The 21,886-nt window shown below is 64.2% G+C and carries 22 protein-coding genes; 16 read left to right on the top strand and 6 right to left on the bottom strand.

All coding sequences use genetic code 11. The annotated features are described in order from the left end of the window. Positions 1 to 38: 38 nt before the first annotated feature. Positions 39 to 890, bottom strand: a complete 852-nt coding sequence (locus HNQ71_RS09885; protein WP_184872418.1) for a mechanosensitive ion channel family protein — start codon at positions 888 to 890, stop codon at positions 39 to 41. Positions 891 to 1,133: 243 nt separating this feature from the next. Here HNQ71_RS09885 and rsfS point away from each other — a divergent pair, with 243 nt between their 5' ends. The 10 genes from rsfS to HNQ71_RS09835 all read left to right on the top strand — a co-directional run bounded on the left by rsfS (position 1,134) and on the right by HNQ71_RS09835 (position 10,852). After that, entirely contained in the window at positions 1,134 to 1,511 is a 378-nt protein-coding gene (rsfS, locus tag HNQ71_RS09880; RefSeq protein ID WP_091578959.1) for a ribosome silencing factor, read from the top strand. A gap of 79 nt (positions 1,512 to 1,590) precedes the next feature. Further along, positions 1,591 to 2,073: a 23S rRNA (pseudouridine(1915)-N(3))-methyltransferase RlmH gene (gene rlmH, locus HNQ71_RS09875; RefSeq protein WP_184872417.1), complete on the top strand. Its 483-nt coding sequence runs from the start codon at positions 1,591 to 1,593 to the stop codon at positions 2,071 to 2,073. Between the two features lie 145 nt (positions 2,074 to 2,218). Further along, a complete protein-coding gene (locus HNQ71_RS09870; protein ID WP_184872416.1) occupies positions 2,219 to 3,562 on the top strand; it encodes a murein hydrolase activator EnvC family protein in 1,344 nt (447 codons plus the stop codon). 1 nt (position 3,563) lies between these two features. Beyond that, on the top strand, positions 3,564 to 4,895 hold the full coding sequence (locus HNQ71_RS09865) for a S41 family peptidase (RefSeq protein ID WP_167365099.1): 1,332 nt from the start codon (positions 3,564 to 3,566) through the stop codon (positions 4,893 to 4,895). 282 nt (positions 4,896 to 5,177) lie between these two features. Further along, positions 5,178 to 6,359 (top strand): divergent polysaccharide deacetylase family protein, encoded by a 1,182-nt coding sequence (locus tag HNQ71_RS09860; RefSeq protein WP_184872415.1) that lies wholly within the window; start codon positions 5,178 to 5,180, stop codon positions 6,357 to 6,359. 30 nt (positions 6,360 to 6,389) lie between these two features. Further along, positions 6,390 to 6,911 (top strand): RNA pyrophosphohydrolase, encoded by a 522-nt coding sequence (locus HNQ71_RS09855; protein WP_184872414.1) that lies wholly within the window; start codon positions 6,390 to 6,392, stop codon positions 6,909 to 6,911. A 166-nt stretch (positions 6,912 to 7,077) separates the two neighbouring features. After that, positions 7,078 to 8,217: an alanine racemase gene (gene alr / locus HNQ71_RS09850; RefSeq protein WP_184872413.1), complete on the top strand. Its 1,140-nt coding sequence runs from the start codon at positions 7,078 to 7,080 to the stop codon at positions 8,215 to 8,217. Between the two features lie 275 nt (positions 8,218 to 8,492). After that, on the top strand, positions 8,493 to 8,915 hold the full coding sequence (rnk, locus tag HNQ71_RS09845; protein WP_184872412.1) for a nucleoside diphosphate kinase regulator: 423 nt from the start codon (positions 8,493 to 8,495) through the stop codon (positions 8,913 to 8,915). 110 nt (positions 8,916 to 9,025) lie between these two features. Continuing rightward, positions 9,026 to 9,472, top strand: coding sequence for a GreA/GreB family elongation factor (locus HNQ71_RS09840; protein WP_246461442.1), 447 nt, complete (start codon positions 9,026 to 9,028; stop codon positions 9,470 to 9,472). A 123-nt stretch (positions 9,473 to 9,595) separates the two neighbouring features. Beyond that, positions 9,596 to 10,852, top strand: a complete 1,257-nt coding sequence (locus HNQ71_RS09835; protein WP_184872410.1) for a D-amino acid dehydrogenase — start codon at positions 9,596 to 9,598, stop codon at positions 10,850 to 10,852. Between the two features lie 85 nt (positions 10,853 to 10,937). Here the strand turns inward: HNQ71_RS09835 and HNQ71_RS09830 are convergent, their stop codons facing one another. The 3 genes from HNQ71_RS09830 to HNQ71_RS09820 all read right to left on the bottom strand — a co-directional run bounded on the left by HNQ71_RS09830 (position 10,938) and on the right by HNQ71_RS09820 (position 14,538). Next, positions 10,938 to 13,103, bottom strand: a complete 2,166-nt coding sequence (locus tag HNQ71_RS09830; protein ID WP_184872409.1) for a phospholipase D-like domain-containing protein — start codon at positions 13,101 to 13,103, stop codon at positions 10,938 to 10,940. Continuing rightward, the gene (locus HNQ71_RS09825) at positions 13,100 to 13,543 is read right to left on the bottom strand and encodes a phospholipase A2 family protein (RefSeq protein WP_184872408.1); all 444 of its coding nucleotides are present in this window, start codon (positions 13,541 to 13,543) and stop codon (positions 13,100 to 13,102) included. Before HNQ71_RS09825 ends, HNQ71_RS09830 begins: the two co-directional genes overlap by 4 nt. A gap of 113 nt (positions 13,544 to 13,656) precedes the next feature. Then, entirely contained in the window at positions 13,657 to 14,538 is an 882-nt protein-coding gene (locus tag HNQ71_RS09820; RefSeq protein WP_184872407.1) for a LysR family transcriptional regulator, read from the bottom strand. A 204-nt stretch (positions 14,539 to 14,742) separates the two neighbouring features. On the opposite strand from HNQ71_RS09820, the gene HNQ71_RS09815 reads away from it, so the two are divergent. Next, positions 14,743 to 16,239, top strand: coding sequence for a CoA-acylating methylmalonate-semialdehyde dehydrogenase (locus tag HNQ71_RS09815; protein WP_184872406.1), 1,497 nt, complete (start codon positions 14,743 to 14,745; stop codon positions 16,237 to 16,239). A 151-nt stretch (positions 16,240 to 16,390) separates the two neighbouring features. On the opposite strand, the gene HNQ71_RS09810 is transcribed toward HNQ71_RS09815, so the two are convergent. Then, positions 16,391 to 16,720 carry a nuclear transport factor 2 family protein gene (locus HNQ71_RS09810; RefSeq protein WP_184872405.1) on the bottom strand — a complete coding sequence of 110 codons (330 nt, stop codon included), beginning with the start codon at positions 16,718 to 16,720 and terminating at the stop codon, positions 16,391 to 16,393. 84 nt (positions 16,721 to 16,804) lie between these two features. Here HNQ71_RS09810 and HNQ71_RS09805 point away from each other — a divergent pair, with 84 nt between their 5' ends. Both HNQ71_RS09805 and HNQ71_RS09800 read left to right on the top strand, forming a co-directional pair. Further along, positions 16,805 to 17,218 carry a winged helix-turn-helix transcriptional regulator gene (locus HNQ71_RS09805; RefSeq protein WP_246461440.1) on the top strand — a complete coding sequence of 138 codons (414 nt, stop codon included), beginning with the start codon at positions 16,805 to 16,807 and terminating at the stop codon, positions 17,216 to 17,218. A gap of 230 nt (positions 17,219 to 17,448) precedes the next feature. Next, positions 17,449 to 17,766 (top strand): hypothetical protein, encoded by a 318-nt coding sequence (locus HNQ71_RS09800; RefSeq protein ID WP_246461438.1) that lies wholly within the window; start codon positions 17,449 to 17,451, stop codon positions 17,764 to 17,766. 9 nt (positions 17,767 to 17,775) lie between these two features. Here HNQ71_RS09800 and HNQ71_RS09795 read toward each other — a convergent pair whose 3' ends face one another. Further along, entirely contained in the window at positions 17,776 to 18,429 is a 654-nt protein-coding gene (locus tag HNQ71_RS09795; RefSeq protein WP_425492207.1) for a GntR family transcriptional regulator, read from the bottom strand. Positions 18,430 to 18,540: 111 nt separating this feature from the next. Here HNQ71_RS09795 and HNQ71_RS09790 point away from each other — a divergent pair, with 111 nt between their 5' ends. Genes HNQ71_RS09790 through HNQ71_RS09780 form a run of 3 tightly spaced genes read left to right on the top strand, consistent with a single transcriptional unit; the run spans position 18,541 to position 21,848 of the window. After that, positions 18,541 to 19,434 (top strand): dihydrodipicolinate synthase family protein, encoded by an 894-nt coding sequence (locus HNQ71_RS09790; RefSeq protein WP_184872403.1) that lies wholly within the window; start codon positions 18,541 to 18,543, stop codon positions 19,432 to 19,434. A 60-nt stretch (positions 19,435 to 19,494) separates the two neighbouring features. Continuing rightward, positions 19,495 to 20,814 carry an FAD-dependent oxidoreductase gene (locus HNQ71_RS09785; RefSeq protein WP_184872402.1) on the top strand — a complete coding sequence of 440 codons (1,320 nt, stop codon included), beginning with the start codon at positions 19,495 to 19,497 and terminating at the stop codon, positions 20,812 to 20,814. Positions 20,815 to 20,846: 32 nt separating this feature from the next. Next, complete coding sequence (locus HNQ71_RS09780; RefSeq protein ID WP_184872401.1) at positions 20,847 to 21,848, top strand: 4-hydroxyproline epimerase; 1,002 nt, start codon at positions 20,847 to 20,849, stop codon at positions 21,846 to 21,848. The last annotated feature ends 38 nt before the right edge of the window (positions 21,849 to 21,886 follow it).

Below are 21,886 nucleotides of genomic sequence, written 5' to 3'. Positions count from 1 at the left end.
CTTTTCCGAAAAACGAAAGCCGCCTTCGGGATCATGCCTTATTGCCGGCGGGCTTCCGGCGCTGGCGCTTCAGGTGGCGGCAGCGGGATCGATATGCCTTCCGCGTCGAATTCCTGCTTGGCGCGCTTGGTGAGATCGGTCTGGGTGGCAAAGAAATCCGCGGCCGATGTCCAGTAGCGCAAGGCGATGGAGACCGTGCTCTCACCCAATGAAGCGATGAAGGCGATCGGCGCCGGGTCGCGCTTGACCCTGCGCTCGGCGGCGGCGATGGCAAGCAGCGTCTTCTGGGCGCGGTCGATGTCGTTCCAGGAGCCGATCGAGAGCGTGATGTCGGTGCGGCGGACGCCGTTGCGCGTGTAGTTGCGCACCGGCTGGTTCCACAGCGTCGAATTGGGCGCCAGGATGTAGACGCCGTCGGCGGTCCTGAGCTTCGTCGCGAACAGGCCGATCTCCTCGATCGAGCCGGCAATCGAACCGACCTCGACGGATTCGCCGATACGGAACGGCCGCAGTGCCAGAAGCATGATGCCGGCGGCGATATTCTGCAGCGTGCCTTGCAGCGCCAGGCCGATGGCAAGACCGATGGCGCCGATGGCGGCAATGATCGACGCCGTCTGCACGCCGAACTGGCCTAGCACCATGATCGTGACGAGGATCAGGATGGCGTAGCGGACGATCTTGGAGAAGAAATGCCGCAATGTCGCGTCGAAGCCATGGATGTGGCCGAGACCAGCGGAGATGGAACGCTCGGCAAGGCCGGCAACGATATAGCCGACAACCAGGAGGATGACGGCGCCGATGGCCGAGAAGGCGTAGGAAACGATCAGCGTGCTGAGTTGCGCAAGACCGGCCTGGACGGTGAGAAGGGTGTTCTGCGGGTCGATGGGCATGGGGGAAAATCCGGTTGGTGGGCGACCCGATAACCCTTGCAGGCGCCATGGGTTCCGATCTTTTCCGGCATGCGGTGGAACCGCGGGACCGACAATACGTTCGTGCGCGACAGGGCGCCGTCTTGAAACTGCAACGGAACTCTGCCTATCTAAGTGGTGTCACCTGCTTTTGGGGGTGATTTGGTTGTTCTTGCTGCGAAAGGAAATACACTGAGAACAGCACTGCGGAAGAAGGCCGATATCATGCCTTCGCCGGCCGGGATCAGCGTAAACGACGCCGTGTCCCGCGCCATCAAGACAGTCCTTGCCAGTCTGGAAGACTCCAAGGCCGAAAACATCGTCTCAATCGACATTCAGGGGAAATCGAGCCTCGGCGACTACATGGTCGTCGCGTCGGGCCGATCGCACCGTCATGTCTCGGCTGTCGCCGATCACCTGCTCAAGGCGCTCAAGGATGCCGGTCTCGGCACGGCGCGCGTCGAGGGGCTGGCAGGCGCCGACTGGGTCCTGATCGATTCGGGCGACATCATCGTCCATGTCTTCCGTCCCGAAGTCCGCGAATTCTACAATCTCGAAAAGATGTGGCAGGCGCCGGACCTCGAGGAAGAGACCCTCCACTGAGCCGTCTTTGTTTTGATGCATGCCCCAAAACCAGTTCCCACCATTGGGTAACATGCATTAGCGGCTCATAGAGGCGAGGATGAAGGTATCAGTTCATGCCGTGGGCCGGATGAAAGCCGGCCCCGAGAAGCAGCTCGCCGACCGCTATTTCGAGCGCTTTGCCAAAAGCGGCCCGGCGGTGGGGCTAGAATTTGCCGGCGTGGCCGAAATCGCCGAGGGGCGCGCGCAGACCGCCAACGAGCGCCGGCGCGACGAAGGCCAGAAGCTGCAGGGGCAGTTGCAGCCGGGCACCGCACTGATCTTGCTCGATGAACGCGGCAAGAATTTCTCCTCCGAAGACTTTGCGGAACGCATCGGCCAGCTGCGCGATGGCGGCCGCAAGGCGTTGGTCATCGCCATCGGCGGCGCCGACGGGCACGATCAGCCGCTGCGCGATCAGGCCGAACTGGTGATGTCGTTCGGATTGTTGACCTGGCCGCACCAACTGGTGCGCGTGATGCTGGGGGAGCAGCTGTACCGGGCCGCGACCATCCTGTCCGGCCATCCCTATCATCGTTCGTAAACCGGTGGATTGGCGCAACCCGCACGGATTTCCGCCCCAATGCGCCGCCAGATTGTGCCAATTGGGGCTCTCGAATATCGTTTAGGGGGGCTTTCGAACATGGTTGATGGTTCGTTAACGAAGCCACGCATAGAGTCCGGCTTCAATGTCTGAAGACTGGAAATCAGGAATGGGCTCATGGCGCGCGCGCTGCGGCATCGCCGCAGCGGTGGTCGTGCTGTCGTTGCATGGGGCGTGGGCCGAGAACACGCTCGACCTTGCCCCCGATCCCGACCAGAGCCGCGCCGAATACGAACAGGTCTCGAAGGAGATCACGCTGTCGTCCGAGCGCCTAGCCAAGCTCGCAGCCGACATCGCGACGATCAAGAAGGACCATGCCTCGATCACCGCCGCTTTGATCCAGTCGGCCATGACCGAGCAGAAACTCGGGCAGGACATCGAGGATATCGGAGCCAAGCTGGAAGGGCTGAAGGGCCAGGAACAGAAGATACGCACCTCGCTTGCGGCACGGCGCGACGTGCTGGCCGAAGTGCTGGGCGCCCTGCAGCGCATGGGACTCAACCCGCCGCCGGCGATCCTGGTCAAGCCCGAGGACGCGCTGTCGTCGGTGCGCAGCGCCATCCTGCTCGGCGCCGTGGTGCCGGAACTGCGCCAGCAGACCGATAGCCTGCTGGCCGATCTCAAGGAGCAGTCGCGGGTGACGGCCTCGATCGAGGCCGAACGGGCGCGGTTGACGGCGGCGGTTGGCGACCAGACGGCGGAAAAGAAGCGGCTCGGCATGCTGCTGGAGGCCAAGCAGAAGCTCGAGTCCGACACGCAAACGCAAATGGCCGCTGAAAAGCAGCGATCCGAGGCGCTGGCCGCCAAGGCCGGCAGCCTGAAGGACTTGATCGCCTCGCTCGAAGCCGACAAGAGCCGCAAGGCGGCCGACGTGGCCAAGGCCGCCGAGCAGAAGACGGCGGACGGCGACAAGACATCGGCGCCGGCGGAGACCCCGGCGGAGTTGGCGTCCCTGCCGGTGCCGGAAGGCAATCGGCTTGCCGCAACGGCACCTTTTTCGGCACTGCAGGGGCAGATCGCATTGCCGGTGACCGGCCGCATCAAACGGCGTTTCGGCGCCGAGGACGGTAACGGCGCGGTGATGCTTGGCGACATGGTTGCGACACAATCGGGAGCCATCGTTACCGCGCCGGCGGATGGGAATGTGCTTTATGCGGGGCCGTTTCGCTCTTATGGTCAACTCTTGATCCTGAACGCAGGCGACGGTTATCATGTCGTTTTGGCGGGGATGAGCAGAATCAGCGTCGCGACTGGCCAATCAGTGCTCGCAGGAGAGCCGGTCGGCGCGATGGGAGAGGCCCGGGTGGCGAGCACCTCGGTTTCGAAGAATGGAAATGCCACGCCGGAACTCTATGTCGAGTTCCGCAAGGATGGAAAACCCGTCGATCCGGCCCCATGGTGGGCGGACCGTTTTTCTGGAAGGACGTGAAATGATGCGGAAACTGTCGCTTCTGTTTGCCGGTGCGCTGATGGGCGCGTCCGCCATGAGTCTTGTTTATGGCACACCCGGCTCGGCGGCGAACGCTGCAGGGTCGGAGACCTACAAGCAACTGGCCATCTTCGGCGATATCTTCGAGCGGGTGCGGGCACAGTATGTGACGCCGCCCGACGACAAGTCGCTGGTCGAGAACGCCATCAACGGCATGCTTGCCTCGCTTGACCCGCACTCCTCCTACATGAACGCGGAGCAGGCGCAGGACATGCGCGTGCAGACCAAGGGTGAATTCGGCGGCCTCGGGATCGAGGTCACCATGGAAAACGACCTGGTCAAGGTGATCACTCCGATCGACGACACGCCGGCCGCCAAGGCAGGCGTGCTGGCCGGCGACTATATCGCCAAGATCGACGGCGAGGAGGTTCGCGGCCTCACCCTCAACGACGCGGTCGAGAAGATGCGCGGCCTGGTCAACACGCCGATCAAGCTCACCATCCTGCGCCAGGGCGCCGACAAGCCGATCGAACTGACGGTCGTGCGCGACATCATCAAGGTCAAGGCGGTCAAGTTCCGGGTCGAGAACGACATCGGCTACATGAAGATCACCTCGTTCACCGAAAAGACCTATGACGACCTTGAGAACGCCATCGACACCATCAAGAAGCAGGTGCCGAACGACAAGCTCAAGGGCTATGTGCTCGATCTGCGCCTCAACCCGGGTGGCCTGCTCGACCAGGCGGTGAGCGTCTCCGATGCCTTCCTCAACCGCGGCGAGATTGTCTCGACGCGCGGTCGCGATCCGAAGGACGTCACCCGTTTCGACGCCAAGCCCAAGCAGGTTGACGACATCAACGGCAAGCCGATGATCGTGCTCGTTAACGGCGGCTCGGCCAGTGCGTCGGAAATCGTCGCCGGCGCGTTGCAGGATTTGCGCCGCGTCACGGTGGTCGGCACGCAGTCCTTCGGCAAGGGTTCGGTGCAGACCATCATTCCGCTCGGCGAGAATGGTGCGCTCCGGCTGACGACGGCGCTCTATTACACGCCGTCCGGCAAGTCGATCCAGGGCAAGGGCATCACGCCCGACATCAAGGTCGACCAGCCGCTGCCTCCGGAACTGCAGGGCAGGGACCTGACGCGCGGCGAATCCGACCTCAAGGGCCACATCAAGGGCGCTGACGAGAGCTCGACCGGTTCAGGCTCGGCAGCCTATGTGCCGCCGGATCCGAAGGACGATCTGCAGCTCATCTATGCCGAGCAGCTGCTGCGCGGCCAGAAGACCGATCCGGCCTTCCCGCCCAATCCGGAAAAGGCAGTTCTCAACCAGTAAAGCTCTGGAGCGGCGCTTGCGCCGCTCCAGTTTTTTGTTTTGGCCTCGGATTTTCCCAAAACCGGATTCCACTTTTGGGTCCGATGCCAGGGGCCGACAACAGGTCTGGCCGCCTGATGGAAGCAATGCGATGCTGCCGGGACCGAAAGGTTCCGGCAGTTTGATTCGGGGCAAGGTGAAGCCCTGGGATGCGGGCGATAGGGGTGCGCCAGGATTGATGAATTCGCGCATGACTTTTCGAAGCGGTTTCGTCTTCGGAGCGATGCGCCCCGGGGATGCGACTTGGCTGACATAGGCAAGGACATCGAACGCCCGCTCGGACAGACGGTCCGGTCGCCGCGCGCCGCCGGCAAGGTCAGCGCCGGCGCGATCGCGGCAACCGTGGTCGTGCTGGCGGTGGTCGGCGCCTCCGGTGCGATCGCGCTGAGGGAAAAGCCGTTCCGCAAGCCGCAAGAGGTCGCCGTGTCGACGCCGAAATTGACGGCGGCGGCCGAGCCCGCTGCCGCGCCGGCCGCATTGGCCCCGGTCGCCGCAGCCAAGCCGGAGGCGCCCACCAAGACAGGCGGGCCGCAGATCATCCATGTGCAGACGGAAGAGGGCGACGGCCCGCCCAAGGCGGGGATCGTCATTCGCGACCCGTCAACCATGGGCCAGAACCTGAAGATCGCCCATATTCCCGACAAGGCGCTGATCGAAGCTAGCCAGACCGGGCCTTTGCCCGTCCGCGCCGCCGATGGCCGGCGGCCGTTCGACGTCTATGCGCGGCCGTGGTCCGGCGCGCGTGGTGCACGGGTGGCGATCGTCATCGGCGGGCTTGCGGTTTCGCAGACAGGCACCCAGGCGGCGATCGCCAAGCTGCCGGCGGAGGTGACGCTGGCCTTCGCGCCGCAAGGCAACAGCATCGGCCGCTGGATGCAGGCGGCGCGGCAGAGCGGCCACGAGATCGTCATGCAGGTGCCGCTCGAACCGTTCGACTATCCGAACATCAACCCCGGCCGCAACACGCTGACCGTGGCAGCGAGCGCGGATGAGAATTTGAAGAACCTGCACTGGGCGCTGTCGCGGACGACAAACTACACCGGCGTCATGAACTATATGGGCGCGCGCTTTTCCGCCGACGCTACGGCGATGGAGCCGTTCATGGCCGAACTCGGCAAGCGGGGCCTGGCCTATATCGACGATGGCTCGTCGGCACGCAGCCTGGCGCCTGACCTGGCGTTGAAGGACGGCGTGCCCTTCGTCTCCGGGGATACGGCGATCGATGCCGTGCAGGATCGCGGCGCCATCCTGAAGAAACTCGACGGGCTGGAAGCCACCGCGCGCGCCAAAGGCTTTGCCGTCGGCATCGGCTCGGCCTTCGACGTGACGGTCGACACGGTGTCGTCCTGGGTGACCGAGGCCAAGAAGCGCGGCATCGAGATCGTGCCGATTTCGGCGGTGGCCATCGATCCGCAAAAAGGCTAGCCATCGGAAAACGGCCTGGAAAACGGACTGATGCCAAAGACAAAAAAGATCGACCGCGAAACGCTGCCCTATCGTCCCTGTGTCGGACTGATGATCCTCAACGCCGAGGGCCTGGTCTGGGTCGGGCATCGCATTGCCGAACCGGACAGCGAATTCGCCGGCACGACACAGCTCTGGCAGATGCCGCAGGGTGGCATCGACAAGGGCGAGGAGCCGTTGCAGGCGGCCGAGCGCGAGCTCTATGAAGAGACCGGCATGCGCGGCGTCTCGCTGCTCGCCGAGGCGCCGGACTGGATCAATTACGATTTGCCGGACCATCTCGTCGGCGTCGCCTTCAAGGGGCGGTATCGCGGCCAGACGCAGAAATGGTTCGCCTTCCGCTTCCACGGCGATATCAATGAGATACAGATCAATCCGCCGCCGGGCGGCCACACCGCCGAATTCGACAAATGGGCATGGCGGCCGATGCAGGACCTGCCCGACCTGATCGTGCCGTTCAAGCGCCATGTCTATGAGGACGTGGTGGCGGCGTTCCGGCATCTGGTGCAATAGCCTCGACGCGAACGACCGCAGTTGCCGCGCCCGGCCGGCGGCCCTATTGATGTCTAGTGCGCGTCGCGTCTGAACGGGTTCAAGCGCCGCGCTTTGGGCCTAGTTTATGCATGTCGTTCTCCCAAAACCGGGGACACATGCATTGTTCGCCACGAGAAGGGTCGCCATGGACGACGCCCCCAAAAGGTCGCTGCCCGAGGACATCGCTACCACAAGCGAAGCGGTGGCTGGCGCCATCCTGACCATCGACCTTGGCGCGATCCGCGAAAACTACCGGCGGCTGAAAGCGCACCTGGGCAGCGTGAGTTGTGCCGGCGTGGTCAAGGCGGACGGCTACGGGCTTGGCGCGAGCCAGGTGGCGGCGGCTCTCGTCGGCGAAGGTTGCGATATCTTCTTCGTCGCGCTTCTGGGCGAAGGCATCGCTTTACGCCGCTCCCTTGGACCGGGGTCCGCCATTTTCGTGTTGAACGGCATTCCGCCCGGTGCAGAACCGGACGCTGTGGCGGCAAACCTTTCCGCCGTCGTCAACAGCCCGGAACAATTGGCGGCCTGGCGTGCTGCGGCCGGCCGCGCCGGCCGAAAGCTGCCGGCGGCGATCCAGGTGGACAGCGGCATGTCGCGGCTCGGCATGGCGCCCCGGGATGTCGAGCGCGTTGCCGCCGATCCCGATGCCTTCGACGGCATCGATGTCCGTTTTGTGATGAGCCATCTGGCTTGCGCCGACGACCCGGAGCATCCGGCCAACGAGCGACAGCGACTGGCGTTCGAGCGGCTCCGCGCACTGTTGCCGAAGGCGCCGGCCTCGTTCACCAACTCGTCCGGCATCTTCCTTGGGCACCACTTTCACTATGATCTCGCCCGGCCGGGTGCCGCGCTTTACGGGATCAATCCGACACCGGCTAGGCCGAACCCGATGCTGCCGGTGGTGCGGCTGCAGGCCAAGGTGGTGCAGACGCGCACGCTGGAGGCCGGCGTCGGTGTCGGCTATGGCCACAGCTTCCGCACCACGGCCCCGCTCACGGCCGCGACGATTTCGCTTGGCTATGCCGATGGCTGGCATCGCCGCGCGGCATCCGCGGCCTGGTTCGATGGCGTGCGGTTGCCGTTCCTTGGCCGGGTGTCGATGGATTCGATCATTCTCGACATTTCCGCTTTGCCACCCGGCAGGCTGGGTGAGGGCGATCTCGTCGAACTGCTCGGCCCCTCGCAAAGCGTCGACGACGCGGCCAGCCATGCCGGCACCATCGGCTACGAAATCCTGACCAGCCTCGGCCCCCGCTTTCATCGGCGTTACGTCGACGGTTGAGCGGTTTGGCCACGCTTGACAAGCGGACGCCTGTCGGCAAGGTTCAGTGCATGAGCAACCTCGCCCATATCAGAACCTTGTTCAGGGTTTGCCCGATCGCGGGATCGTAGCCCCGGCGCGGCCGCCTTCTTGGCGTCCGTCCGAACCGGGGCATCCATACATCCAACACCGCTATCAAGCCTGACAGCCCTCGCGGCTGCCGGCTTTTCATCAAGCTCCCGTCAGCACGGCGGCAAGCGCGCATCCATTCGATGCGCCAATCCAAGAGGTTTGCCATGCAACATGCAACCGGACTGCGCCCACCGAACCAACTCGTGGTCAGCGATGCCGACCACGACAGACTGACAGGCCTGGCGAGAGCGGCGCTCGAGCGCACGCCTGAGACTGCCGAAGAGCTGCTTTCGGAACTGGACCGGGCCGTCGTCAGGGACGCGGCGGCGATGCCGGCCGACGTGGTGCGAATGGGCTCGACAGTGACAATCCGTGGCGAAAGCGGGGACACCCAGCGCATCACGCTGGTCTATCCCGGCGATGCCGATATCACCGAAAACAGGATCTCGGTGCTGACGCCGATGGGGACTGCGCTCATCGGTGCGACCGTCGGGCAGGCGGTGTGCTGGAGCAGCCGTGGCGGCAGGGAGATGTCGGTGACCGTCGAAGCCGTCGACTCGCCCGCCTTCGGCCCGCAGCGGCCCTGATCGTGGAGATGGTGATGACAGGCACGAACTGTTGCTTGACGACCAAGGACTTTGCCGTCCTCGAAGTCATGCTTGAGCGTCGACGGGCATTCGCGGACCCGATGGTGGGCATGCTTGAACACAAGCTTTCGAACGCGGATATCGTCCAGATCGATGTGGTCGAACCCGATATCGTGACGCTGAACAGCAGAGTGGTGTTTTGCATCGACGGCGGCCCTGCCGAAACGCGAACCCTGGTGCAAAACGAGGTGCGCGGACCGGTCGGCTCCAGCCTGTCGATCGCCACGCGGCGCGGGCTTTGCATGCTTGGCATGGCGCAAGGCCAGACGGCCATGATCGAACAGGCCGACGGCAGGCAAGAGTCGATCCTGATCAAGGCCGTGCTCTACCAGCCAGAGGCTGCGCGGCACACAGTCAAGGGGAAATCCGTGGCCGAGGTGAGGCGACCGCATGGGCTCACCCTGGTCTACAGCGCCGCGGCCGACAGGCGGCCTCTTGGCGAGACGGCTGGAATGCGGCAGACAGAAGACGACGACCCCGGTCCCTCGGCGGCGTGAACGGGCAACAGTGCATGGTCACGAAAATCGGAATCGATTTTCGGAAAGGATCATGCGCAAATCGAAAATGCGGCCGCGTCTATTGGCGTCCGGAAGGACGCGCGGCGCGGCAAGGAGTGAACGATGAAAATCATGGTGCTGGGCGGTGGCGTCATCGGGGTGACCACGGCGTACTATCTCGCCGAGGCCGGCCACGAGGTGACGGTGGTCGATCGCCAGAAAGGCCCGGCGCTGGAAACCAGCTTCGCCAATGCCGGCGAGATTTCGCCCGGCTATGCCTCGCCCTGGGCCGGGCCTGGCATTCCCCTGAAGGCGATCAAGTGGCTGCTGATGAAGCACGGCCCCCTGGTCGTGCGGCCGGCCTTCGACCCGCATATGTGGACATGGCTGGTCAAGATGCTGCGCAATTGCACGGCCGAGCGCTATGCGATCAACAAGGCGCGCATGGTGCCGCTGGCCGAATACAGCCGCGACACGCTGAAGGCGCTGCGCGAGGCGACCGGCATCGCCTATGACGAGCGCGCCCAGGGCACGCTGCAATTGTTCCGCACGCAAAAACAGCTCGACGGCACCGGTGGCGATGTCGAGGTGCTGAAGAAGTATGGCGTGCCCTACGAGATCCTCGACCAGGATGGCTGTATCGCGGCGGAGCCGGGCCTGGCCGGAGTGCGCGAAAAGTTCGTCGGTGGCCTCAGGCTGCCGCGCGACGAGACCGGCGACTGCAAGATGTTCACCGACCGGCTGGCCGAGCTGTGCGTGGCCCGCGGCGTCAAATTCGAATATGACTTCACGGTTTGGCGCGTCATCCGCAGCCGCAACCGCATCGCCAATCTCAGCACCAGCAAGGGCTGGATGACCGCCGACGCCTATGTCATGGCCATGGGCAGCTATTCGGCGGAGTTCATGCGTCGGGTGAAGCGGCCGATCCCGGTCTATCCGGTCAAGGGCTATTCGATCACCGTGCCGATCCAGGATGCCGCCCTGGCGCCGGTGTCGACGGTGATGGACGAAACCTACAAGGTGGCGATCACCCGGCTGGGGAACCGCATCCGGGTCGGCGGCACGGCCGAGATTTCCGGCTTCGACCTCAGGCTGCACGAATCGCGACGGCGCACGCTGGAACACTCGGTCGGCGATCTCTTTCCGGGCGCCGGCGCCATGCGGGACGCGACGTTCTGGTGTGGGCTGCGGCCAATGACGCCGGATGGTCCGCCGCTGATCGGCCGCACCGAGCTTTCCAATCTCTATCTCAACACCGGCCACGGCACGCTCGGCTGGACCATGGCCTGCGGCTCGGCCAAGGTGCTGTCCGACATCATCTCGAGCCGGGTGCCGGACATCGATGTCCGCGACCTCGCGCAAGAGCGCTATCTGCGATAAGGGGGGTCGCGACGGCGTCGCTCAAGTTCTTGCTTTCATGCATGTCGTTGCCCCAAAACCGGGGACCACTTTTGGGCGACATGCATCAGAACGCCTGCCTGACCCAGTCTTCGTCGAACAGCAGCCGATAGGCCCACGGGATCGTCACGCTGGTTGGGACCGGGTTCGAATGGGCCAGATAGTCGTCATAGATCGCCTTCATCCTGGTGTAGAAGGCGGGGTCGAGCACCATCATGCCGTTCTCCGAGTCATGGAAGAAGCTGCGGTTGTTGAGATTGACCGAGGAGATGGCGACCAGCCTTTCATCGATCATCATGATCTTGGAATGCAGCACGACATCGGGTGCCTTGAACTCGCGAATGTCGATGCGGTCGTCATATTTCTCGACGAACAGTTTGTTGAGCGCGGTGAGGAACCTGCCGCCAATATCGCCCTTGAGATCGATACGGCCGACAATGTCGATCCTGACGCCGCGGGCGAGCGCCCGGTCGAACGCTTGGGCGAGCTTCGGCGTCAAATTGAGGTAGGGATTGACGATCTGGATACGGTGCTGGGCGGCGTCGACCAGCTCGACGAAATAGTCCTCCAGCGCATGGCCATCCGCGTAGGGCACGGAGATGAAGTGCCGCGCGGTGCCTGACGGGCGGCGGCCGTCGGACCGGACCGGAATGGAGAAGGGTCGCGCGATGTTGGTGTCGGCGTCGCGCAGCCACACTGTCGAGAGATGCGCAGCGAGTGTCTCGACCGTGGTCCGGTCGGTGAACTCGATGTCGAAGTCGCTCCAGTTCGAATAGTAGTTCAAGGAAAAGCCGTCGGTCCTGCCATATTGCTGCAGATCCGGATAGCGCGACAGATCGATCGGCTGGTGGAACAGGAAGCCGTCATGGATGTTGCGGCCGCCGATGATGACGCGCGAGCGCCCGGGATCCTCAGCCAGCGTTGCCAGCATCTTGATGTGGTGGGTCTTGTGCAATTGTGAGATCTGCTCGTCGATCGGCGCGCCCCGATCGGCCCGCCAGCGGTATTCCTGCAGCTCGACATTGGGGAATTCCGCCGCCAGCCGGTGCAGCAGCGCATCGTCCTTGTCGCGCTCCAGCACGTCGGTGACCAAGATGCGCACCTTGGTGCCGAGCGCGGCATGGTGGCGGATCAGCCGTTCGATGATGCGGCCGGAAAAATCGGCCTTGAACTCCAGCGAGGACAGATAGATCAGCTTCAGCCTTGGCGCCTTCGAGAAATCGAGCGGCAGCTCCGGATCGCCCTTGTTGATGGCGCTGTCGGACAGCGGCGCCCCCATCAGCGCGTCGACCTTGGCGTTGAAGCCGTCGCGTGACTTGCGCAGCAGGCGCGGCTCTCCAATCGGCAGGGCGCAGGTCTGCGACAGCCAGCGGCTGGCATAGAAGGCGCGGCTGAGCGGGTCGAGGCCGGCGGGATCGGGCGTCGGGCAACGCTGGTAGCGGCTGTCGAAGGCGGCCAGCGCCGGGTCGGCGGTTTCCTCGCGCCGGATGGTGAGCGGCGTGCCGGCCGGGACAAGGCTGGAGCGGATTCTTGCAGTGCAGTGGTTCAGGCTGTCACTTGGGAACAGGCTGACCGTGTCGTCCTCGCCAGACAGGCGAAAGCGGAATGCCATGCCCGCGGCAATGGTGCGCGAACCGGCGCCGTCGCGCAGTGCCAACGCGCCATCGCATGAGCCCTCGATCTCGGCTGGTTGTTTGCTCGCCTGGCGCAGCACGATCTCGACGCTGCGCGCCTGCAAGCCGGAGAAATCGAATGTCTTGGGCGCCGAAGGCCGTGCCTCCGCGTCGATGTAGAGCGTCTGCCGCGACACCCGCCAGCGTCCGTCGAAATGGCCATCGCCGCTGCCGCCGCCGGCCGCCGGCAGATGCGTTTCGGCAACCGGCCCAGCCAGGCGCTGCAGCGTCCGGTAGGTCGCCTGGAAATCGCTGTTGCGGATTTCATGGCGGTCATGGCCGAAAGGGCCGGTGCCATTGGCCCGGTCCATGGCGCCGAGCTGGTGGTCGGCGAGCAGCGCCAGGAACCGCTTTTCATAGTCGCTTGTGCGGGCGTCGCCAAAAAATTGAGCGGCGGCGACCTGCGGTCCTGGCGTGCTGGCCGATAGCGAGGGGCGAGCGCAGGCGTCTTGGCCCTGCAGCAGGTCACAGGCATTGCGGCCGGGCGAGCCGGCACAGCCGGCAAGGACAGTGAGCGCCAGCCCGGACAGGGCCACGACGATGGCTGCGTGGCGATTCACCCGGTCGCCCCGGCCTTCAGGACGCTCAGTTGTGCCGGGTCGCGCGGCGGCATGAAGCCTTGCGGGAATACCTTGCAGACGGGGATGGCGAAAGTGGCGATCAGCAGCTCTGCCTCGCCGCGCATCTTGCGGGGCGCTGTCTTGTCGTCGCGTATCGTTTTCGCCGAGGCGACAAGGGCACCATCGCAGTCGCAATGATTGTGGCGGGCGATGTAGCAGGCATCATGGATCCGGCAGGCTGCGTCGAGGTGGTCGACCGGCCGCGCCGACAGGTCGCCGGTACGGGTGCCGGGGCCGCAATAGTTGCCGAAGACGAAAGGCGAGGGGCGCGCCATGGCATAGCGGATCGGCTTGGGCAGGTCGGCCTCCGGCACCTTGGTCCATGGATTGGCGCATGCGGAAAGGAAGAGCAGCGGCAAGATGGCAAGAACGGCTCGCATGTCTATCCGCGCCAGCTTTCTGAAAGATTTCCCACCAGGCGACCGGCCCGTGGCGGCGACTGCACGCCTGATGCCACACTGGCCGGTTTTGTGGCAAGGAAAAGGCGGCGTGTCTAAACGAACAGGCTTCTCTCCCGCTCCACCGCCTTGGTGATGAAGCTGGCGACGATCTGGACGCGGCGCAGCGGCCGAACCGATTCGTGATAGACCAGCCAATAGGCGCGGCGGATGGGTGCGACAACGTCGACGGGTACCAGTTCCGGCATCGAGCGGGCGACGAAGGTATGCAGGATGCCGATGCCGGCGCCCGAGCGCACCGCTTCGGCCTGGCCGAGCGCCGAGGAGATGGCGAAGCTGGTGCGCCAGTCCGGGCTGAACTCGGCCGCATAGTCGAGCGAGGGGCTGACGATCAGGTCCGGCACATAGCCGATGAGCGTGTGCTGTCCAAGCTCGGCGGCTGTTTTGGGCAAGCCATACGCCTCGGCATAGGCGCGCGAGGCAAACAGGCCGAGCGAATAGTCGACTAGCTTTCCCGCCACCAGCCGCCCCTCCGTCGGCCGCTCGACGGTGATGGCGATGTCCGCTTCGCGGCGCGACAGGGAGAAGGAGCGCGGCACCGGCACAAGCTGGATCGTCAGTTCGCGGTGCAGCGCCGTCAGTACGCCGAGACGCTCGGCCAGGAAGGCGACGCCAAACCCGTCCGGCGCGCCGATGCGCACCGTGCCTGAGACGTCGTCACCCTCGCCGGCGACGGTCGAACGCGCGGCGATCATGTCGCCTTCCATGCGCTCTGCAATGTCGAGAAAGCGCTCGCCGGCCGGCGTCAGTTCGCTGCCGGTGGTCAACCGGCGAAACAGCTTTGTCCGCAGCGCATCCTCGAGTGCGGCGATACGGCGCGAGACGGTGGCATGGTTGAGCTCCAGCCGCCTGGCGGCGCCGAGGATCTGGCCGGCGCGCGCTACGGCCAGGAAGATGCGGACGTCATCCCAGTTCATGGGGATGGTCCGATCCAATGATGAGCGCTGTGGAACTCAATCTCTCAATCCGTACAGCAGCAATTGCACCCGATCATTTGCGAGAATTGATGCCCTCCCGTCAACCGCTATCTACTTTCTGCACAACGGTTGCGTTCTGGCTCGCGTTGCCATCCGTCGGGCAAAGGCGGACAATGCGCCATCACAAACCCAGGGAGAGAAATCATGATCGACTACGGTCATTTCATCGGCGGCAAGCATGTCGCCGGGACCAGCGGCCGCAAGCAGGATGTCATGCAGCCGATGGACGGCTCCGTGCGCGGCACGGTGGCGCTGGCTTCGCAGGCGGAACTGCGCGCGGCGGTCGAAAATGCCAAGGCGGCACAGCCCAAATGGGCGGCAACCAACCCGCAGCGCCGCGTGCGCGTGCTGATGAAGTTCCTCGAACTCGTCGCCCGCGACTATGACGAGCTGGCCGATATCCTGGCGCGCGAGCATGGCAAGACCATCGCGGATGCCAAGGGCGACATCCAGCGCGGGCTCGAAGTGGTCGAGGTCTGCATCGGTGCACCGCATATGATGAAGGGCGAATTCACCGACGGTGCCGGCCCCGGCATCGACGTCTATTCGATGCGTCAGCCGCTCGGTGTCGTCGCCGGCATCACGCCGTTCAACTTCCCGGCGATGATCCCGCTGTGGAAGATCGCGCCGGCCATCGCCTGCGGCAACGCCTTCATCCTGAAGCCGTCGGAGCGCGACCCGGGCGTGCCGATGCGCATCGCCGAGCTGTTCATCGAAGCCGGCCTGCCGGCAGGCATCCTCAACGTCGTCAATGGCGACAAGGATGTGGTCGATGCCATCCTCGACGATCCCGACATCAAGGCCATCGGCTTTGTCGGCTCGACGCCAATCGCCCACTACATCTATTCGCGCGGCACCGCCGCCGGCAAGCGCGTGCAGTGCTTCGGCGGCGCCAAGAACCACATGATCATCATGCCCGATGCCGACATGGACCAGACCGTCGATGCGCTGATCGGCGCCGGCTACGGCTCGGCCGGCGAGCGCTGCATGGCGATCTCGGTGGCTGTCCCGGTCGGCAACGACACCGCCAACCGGCTGATGGAAAAGCTGATCCCGCGCGTCGAAAGCCTGAAGGTCGGACCTTCGACCGATTCTTCGGCCGATTTCGGCCCGCTGGTGACGGCGCAGGCGCTGGAGCGCGTCAAGGGCTACGTCGATACCGGTGTCAAGGAAGGCGCCAAGCTGGTCGTCGACGGCCGCGGGTTCTCGATGCAGGGCTACGAGGATGGCTACTATATGGGCGGCTGCCTGTTCGACAACGTCACATCAGACATGCGCATCTACAAGGAAGAGATCTTCGGTCCGGTGCTCTCGGTGGTGCGGGCGCCGACCTATGAGAGCGCGATCAAGCTCGCCAACGACCACGAGATGGGCAACGGCGTCGCCATCTTCACCCGTGACGGTGACGCGGCGCGCGACTTCGCCTCGCGGGTCCAGGTCGGCATGGTCGGCGTCAACGTGCCGATCCCGGTGCCGATTGCCTACTACACCTTCGGCGGGTGGAAGGCGTCCTCCTTCGGCGACCTCAACCAGCATGGCCCGGACGCATTCCGCTTCTACACCAAGACCAAGACGGTCACCTCGCGCTGGCCGTCCGGCATCAAGGACGGTGCGGAATTCGTCATCCCGACGATGAACTGAAATCCGACAGCTATTTCACAGGAAGGGGCGCGGCATGGTCGCGCCCTTTTTGCGTTGGATTCATACGGTCAGAATGGCACCGGTCCGGAACAAGGAATCTCCGCAACCTAGCAAATTCCTGATCGTCGACCGGGAATTTCCCCGGGGATGGTCATGCACCGATCTCCAGCCGCGTGATCCGGCCGTCGGCCAGTGTGAAGTTGTAGTGCAGCGTCGCCGGGCTGCCGGGGAAATTGCCTGACACGATGCCTGCGATCCGCCATGTGTCGCCATTGACCGTCGCGTCGACGACCTCAACGGTCACCCGGTATTTGCTTGTCGTTGCTTCCATCCAGTCGCGGATGGCGGCCGAACCCTGACGAGTTTCACCTTCGTCCCTGACCGTGGCGTCCGGCGAGAAGGGCACGAGCATCGCGTCGATGTCGTGCCTGTTCTTGGCGGCAAAATAGTCTGTCAGCGGCTGCGGAAGTTTTGCGGTCATGGTTTCGTCTCCGGTTCCAGGTCCTGCCGTAGACGCGAAGGTCCGCGGCCTTGTCCGGCTCCTAAATTGAGATATGCTGAAAAAATGACAAGAACCGACGAAAAAGTAAGGTACTTACCCGAAAGTAAGGCAGGGCCCGAAAGTAAGGTTGCTCCCGAAAGCAAGGTTGAGGCGCTGACGCCGGTGTCGGCGGCGAGCGGCGTGGAAAATGTGCTGCGCATCCTTGAAGGCCGCTGGAAGCTGGTGATCCTGTTTCACCTGTTCGGCGGCAAGGTGCTGCGCTTTTCCGATCTCGAACGGGCGATCCCGGCGATCTCGCAGAAGATGTTGATTCAACAACTGAGGCAGATGGAAGCCGACGGGATCGTGCGCCGCATCGTGCATCATCAGGTGCCGCCGAAAGTCGAGTACCGCCTGACCGATTGGGGGCAGGCGCTATGTCCGGCTCTCGACGCCCTGCTGAAATGGGCGGCGCTTCGCGACCGCGTGGAAACCTGACGCGGATCGAAGCCGCACGGCGCGCCGCCAGGGCTGAGATGCTGCTTGTTTTCGGTTCGGGACCTCACCATATCGAATCCAGGGAATGTGATAAGAATTCCCTGACGACAGACCGGAAACCAGAAGGAGTGACGTGATGAAGACGTCGGACCCGGCCTGGAACGCTCCGGCATAACGAGGCTGTCCATGTGCCTACCTTTGCCGGATCGTGAAGGCGAAGGAGGTGCCAAATGGCACACAAATTTTCGTTTCGATGGATCAGGATGGCCGTGATCGGCACCGCGCTGGCGCTGTCGACACTGTCGGCACAGGCGCAATTCATCTGCGGTGGCCACAGCGACCTTGTCGCGGGACTGGCGCAGGCCTTCCAGCAAAAGCAGATCGGCTACGGTGTGGTCGGGCAAGCCGCCATTGTCGAGATCTATGTCTCGGCAAGTGGGACATGGACCATGCTGGTGACCGACGTGCAAGGCCGAAGCTGCATCTTCGCGACCGGTGATGGATGGGAGAATACCGTCTCCGTCACCGCGACGGCGCAAGGGATCTGAACCGCCCGATCAGCGGCGGGTAGCGGCCACCTCGGCGTGGCCGCGCAGCAGTGCCATCAGCCGCTTGGCATCCTTGGCCGCGGCCTCTTCGTCGCCGTCAAGGATCGAGCGGATCAGCGCGACATGATGCTCGGCCGATTCGGCAAGCCCGGTGTCGGCCTTGTAGCGGAACCAGAAACGGCGGCTGTGGGTCTGCAGAGGGGCGGCCAGGCGGGCAGCGAAGGGATTGTCGGCGGCCAGCGCCAGCGCTTCGTCGAGCGCCTTGTCGGCCTGGATGAAGGCAAGCACGTTGCCCGAGATCACCGCCTTCTGCATGGCCAGGGCTGCTTCGTGAAACATGTCGGCGGCTTCGCGCGTGACGAAGCGGGCGGCCGACCGGGCCAGCACCACCTCGACGCCGCGACGCGCATCGAGCACACGCAGCCAGTCGCCGGGATGCAGCGGAGCGATCGCTATGCCGGCGCGCGGCCGCACGTCGAGCAGCCCTTCCCAGGCCAGCCGCTGGATTGCCTCGCGCACCGGCGTGCGGCCGAGCGCCAGCCTTTCGATTAGGGCGCCCTCGGTGACGAAGCTCGCGGGGGCCAGTTCGAGCGTGACGATCATATGCTCGAGCACGCGGTAGGCCTTGGCCGCCGCCGGCTCGAATGCAACGCTTGAGTCCATGGATATCAAAGGCGATCTCCTGATATATCCAGGATATATCATAACAGATTCCGCATTGACAGGTGATTTTCTAGCAGATATACCACTGATATATCAGATGGAGACATGACCATGTGGACCGGAGTTTTCCCCGCCGTCACGACCAAATTCACCGCCGACGATCGCCTCGACCATGCCGAGATGGAGCGCTGCTTCGACCTGCAGATGGAGGCCGGCTGCGACGGCATCATCGTCTGTGGGTCGCTCGGCGAAGGGCCGATGCTGTCGCCTGACGAGAAGATCGAGGTGCTGAAGACCGCGCAGAAGGTCGCCGGCAAGAAGCCGGTGCTGTTGACGGTCAATGAGGCCGGCACCCGCGAGGCGGCCAGCATTGCGCGCCGCGCTGCCAAGGAAGGCGCCAACGGCCTGATGGTGGTGCCGAGCCCGATCTATCACACCAATGCGGAGGAGACCGTCGCGGCGCTGCGCGCTGTCGCGGAGGCTGGCGACCTTCCGGTCATGATCTACTCCAACCGGCTCGCCTACCGCGTCGACGTCACCGTCGACCAGATGGAGGAGCTGGCATCGGACAAGCGCTTCGTCGCCATCAAGGAATCCTCCGACGACATCCGCCGCTCGACCGAGATCATCAATCGCTTGGGTACTCGCTACGACCTGTTCACCGGCGTCGACAATCTCGCTTTCGAGGCGCTGTCGGTCGGCGCCATCGGCTGGGTCGCCGGACTGGTCACGGCGTTTCCGCGCGAGACCGTCGCCATCTACCAGCTGATGAAGCAGGGCCGCCGCGAAGAGGCGCTCGCCATCTACCGCTGGTTCCGGCCGCTGCTCGATCTCGACGTCTCGACCTATCTGGTGCAGAACATCAAGCTTGCGGAAGTGTTCGCCATTCAAACCAATGACCGCGTGCGTATGCCGCGCCAGCCGCTGTCGGGTGAACGCCGCAAGGCAGTCGAAAGGATCGTCAAGGACGCGCTGGCGGTACGGCCGACACTGCCGCAGTTCTGAGGCTTTCTTCTCACCTTCACGAGGAGAAGATGCCGGCAGCCGGATGAGGGCAGCGCTTACGTGCAAGCAAATTCCAAGTCGACAGAGGAGGGGCGCCGCCCCTCATCCGCCCCTCAGGCCCCTTCTCCCCTTGAACAGGGAGAAGGGGAAGACATCGCCATCGTCGGTGGCGGCATCATCGGCATCTGCGCCGCCGCCTGTCTTGCCGAGGCGGGGCGCAAGGTCACGATCTTCGATCGCACCGGCATTTGCGAGGAAACGAGTTCCGGCAACGCCGCCGCCTTTGCCTTTTCCGACGTGCTGCCGATGGCGCACAAGGGCATGATCCGGCAGCTGCCGAAATGGCTGGCCGACCCACTCGGTCCGTTCAGCATTCCACCCGCCTATCTGCCGAAGCTTCTGCCCTGGCTTATCCGCTTCTGGCGCGCCGGCGCGCCGGCAAAATATGAAGCGAGCCTCACAGCCCAGGCGGGCATGATGAAGCTTGCCGAAGCCGAATGGATGGGCCTGCTCGATCGCTCCGGCACGCGAGGCATGCTGCGTGAGGACGGCTCGCTCGAACTCTACGAGAGCGAGGCCGAGTTCCGCGCCTCGCTGCCCGGCTGGGCCGTGCGGAAGCGCTTCGACATTGGCTTTCGCCATGTGGAGGGCGATGAACTTGCAGCCCTGCAGCCTGGGCTCTCGCCGCGCTTCGTCAAGGCCACGTTCGTGCCGGGCTGGAAGACGATCGCCGATCCAAAACTGCTCGGCAAGGCGGTGTGGGCGTATGCGCAGACCAGGGGTGCACGCTTTGAGTTGGCCCAGATCGAGCGCGTCGCCGCGGATCAGGATGGCGCGACATTGACGCTGGCCGACGGCACCACCAGGCGAGCCCGACACCTTGTCGTCGCCGCCGGCGCCTGGTCGCATCTGCTGGCGAGGCAATTCGGCGATCGCATTCCGCTGGAGACCGAGCGCGGCTACAACACGACGCTGCCGAAGGCTGCCTTCGACGTGAAGCGCCAGCTGATCTTCTCCGGCCACGGCTTCGTCATCACGCCGCTCGAAACGGGCCTTCGCGTCGGCGGTGCGGTCGAACTCGGCGGCATCGAGAGGCCGCCCAACTATGCGCGATCGAAGGCGCTGCTACAGAAGGCGCAAAAATTCCTGCCGGGGCTCGATCCGGCCGGCGGGCGCGAATGGATGGGGTTCCGTCCCTCGCTGCCGGATTCGGTGCCCGTCATAGGTCGCGTGTCGGGAAACCGGCCGGTGGTCTATGCCTTCGGCCATGGCCATCTCGGCCTGACCCAGGCGGCAGCCACCGGACGGTTGATCCGCGATCTCGTCCTGGGGCAGACTCCGCCGATGGATCTGGCCCCCTTCAGTCCACAACGATTTTGATTCTTTCGGGTTTTGATTTTTCGAGGAGCGTCATGGCCAAGAAATCCTTCTTCTGCATAGACGGCCACACTTGCGGCAATCCGGTGCGGCTGGTGGCCGGCGGCGGCCCGCTGCTGCAGGGCTCGACGATGATGGAACGGCGCGCGCATTTTCTCGCCGAATATGACTGGATCCGCACCGGGCTGATGTTCGAGCCACGCGGCCATGACGTGATGTCCGGCTCGATCCTCTACCCGCCGACGCGCGAGGATTGCGACATCGCCATCCTGTTCATCGAAACCTCGGGCTGCCTGCCGATGTGCGGCCACGGCACCATTGGGACGGTGACGATGGCGATCGAGCACGGGCTGATCAAGCCGAAGACGCCGGGCGTGCTCAGGCTCGACACGCCGGCCGGCCTGGTCATCGCCGAGTACAAACAGGTCGGCGACTATGTCGAGGAGGTGCGCATCACCAACGTGCCGTCCTTCCTCCATGCCGAAGGTTTGACGGTCGAGTGTCCGCAGCTCGGCGAAATCACCGTCGATGTCGCCTATGGCGGCAATTTCTACGCCATCGTCGAACCGCAGAAGAGCTATCGCGACATGGCCGACTATTCGGCCGGGGACTTCATCGCCTGGAGCCCGGTGGTGCGGCAGCGGCTCAATGAAAAATATTCTTTCGTGCATCCGGAGAACCCGGGCATCAACCGGCTGTCGCACATGCTGTGGACCGGCAAGCCGACCGTGGAGGGCGCGGACGCCCGCAATGCCGTCTTCTATGGCGACAAGGCGATCGATCGCTCACCGTGCGGCACCGGCACTTCGGCGCGCATGGCGCAGCTTCATGCCAAGGGCAAACTCAAGGCCGGCGACAGCTTCGTCCATGAATCGATCATCGGTTCGCTGTTCAAGGGCAAGGTCGAAAAGGACGTCACTGTCGCTGGCAAACCGGCCATCATTCCCTCGATCGGCGGCTGGGCGCGGATGACCGGATTGAACACCATCTTCGTCGACGACCGCGATCCGTTCGCGCATGGCTTCGTCGTCAAGTGATATCGTCAGGCCTTGCATGTCGCCCAAAAGGGGGCTCG

This window comes from Mesorhizobium sangaii (assembly GCF_014207355.1).
Lineage (GTDB): Bacteria > Pseudomonadota > Alphaproteobacteria > Rhizobiales > Rhizobiaceae > Mesorhizobium > Mesorhizobium sangaii.
Note: the sequence above shows the minus strand (reverse complement) of the source record. Positions and strands in the feature narration are given on the sequence as shown.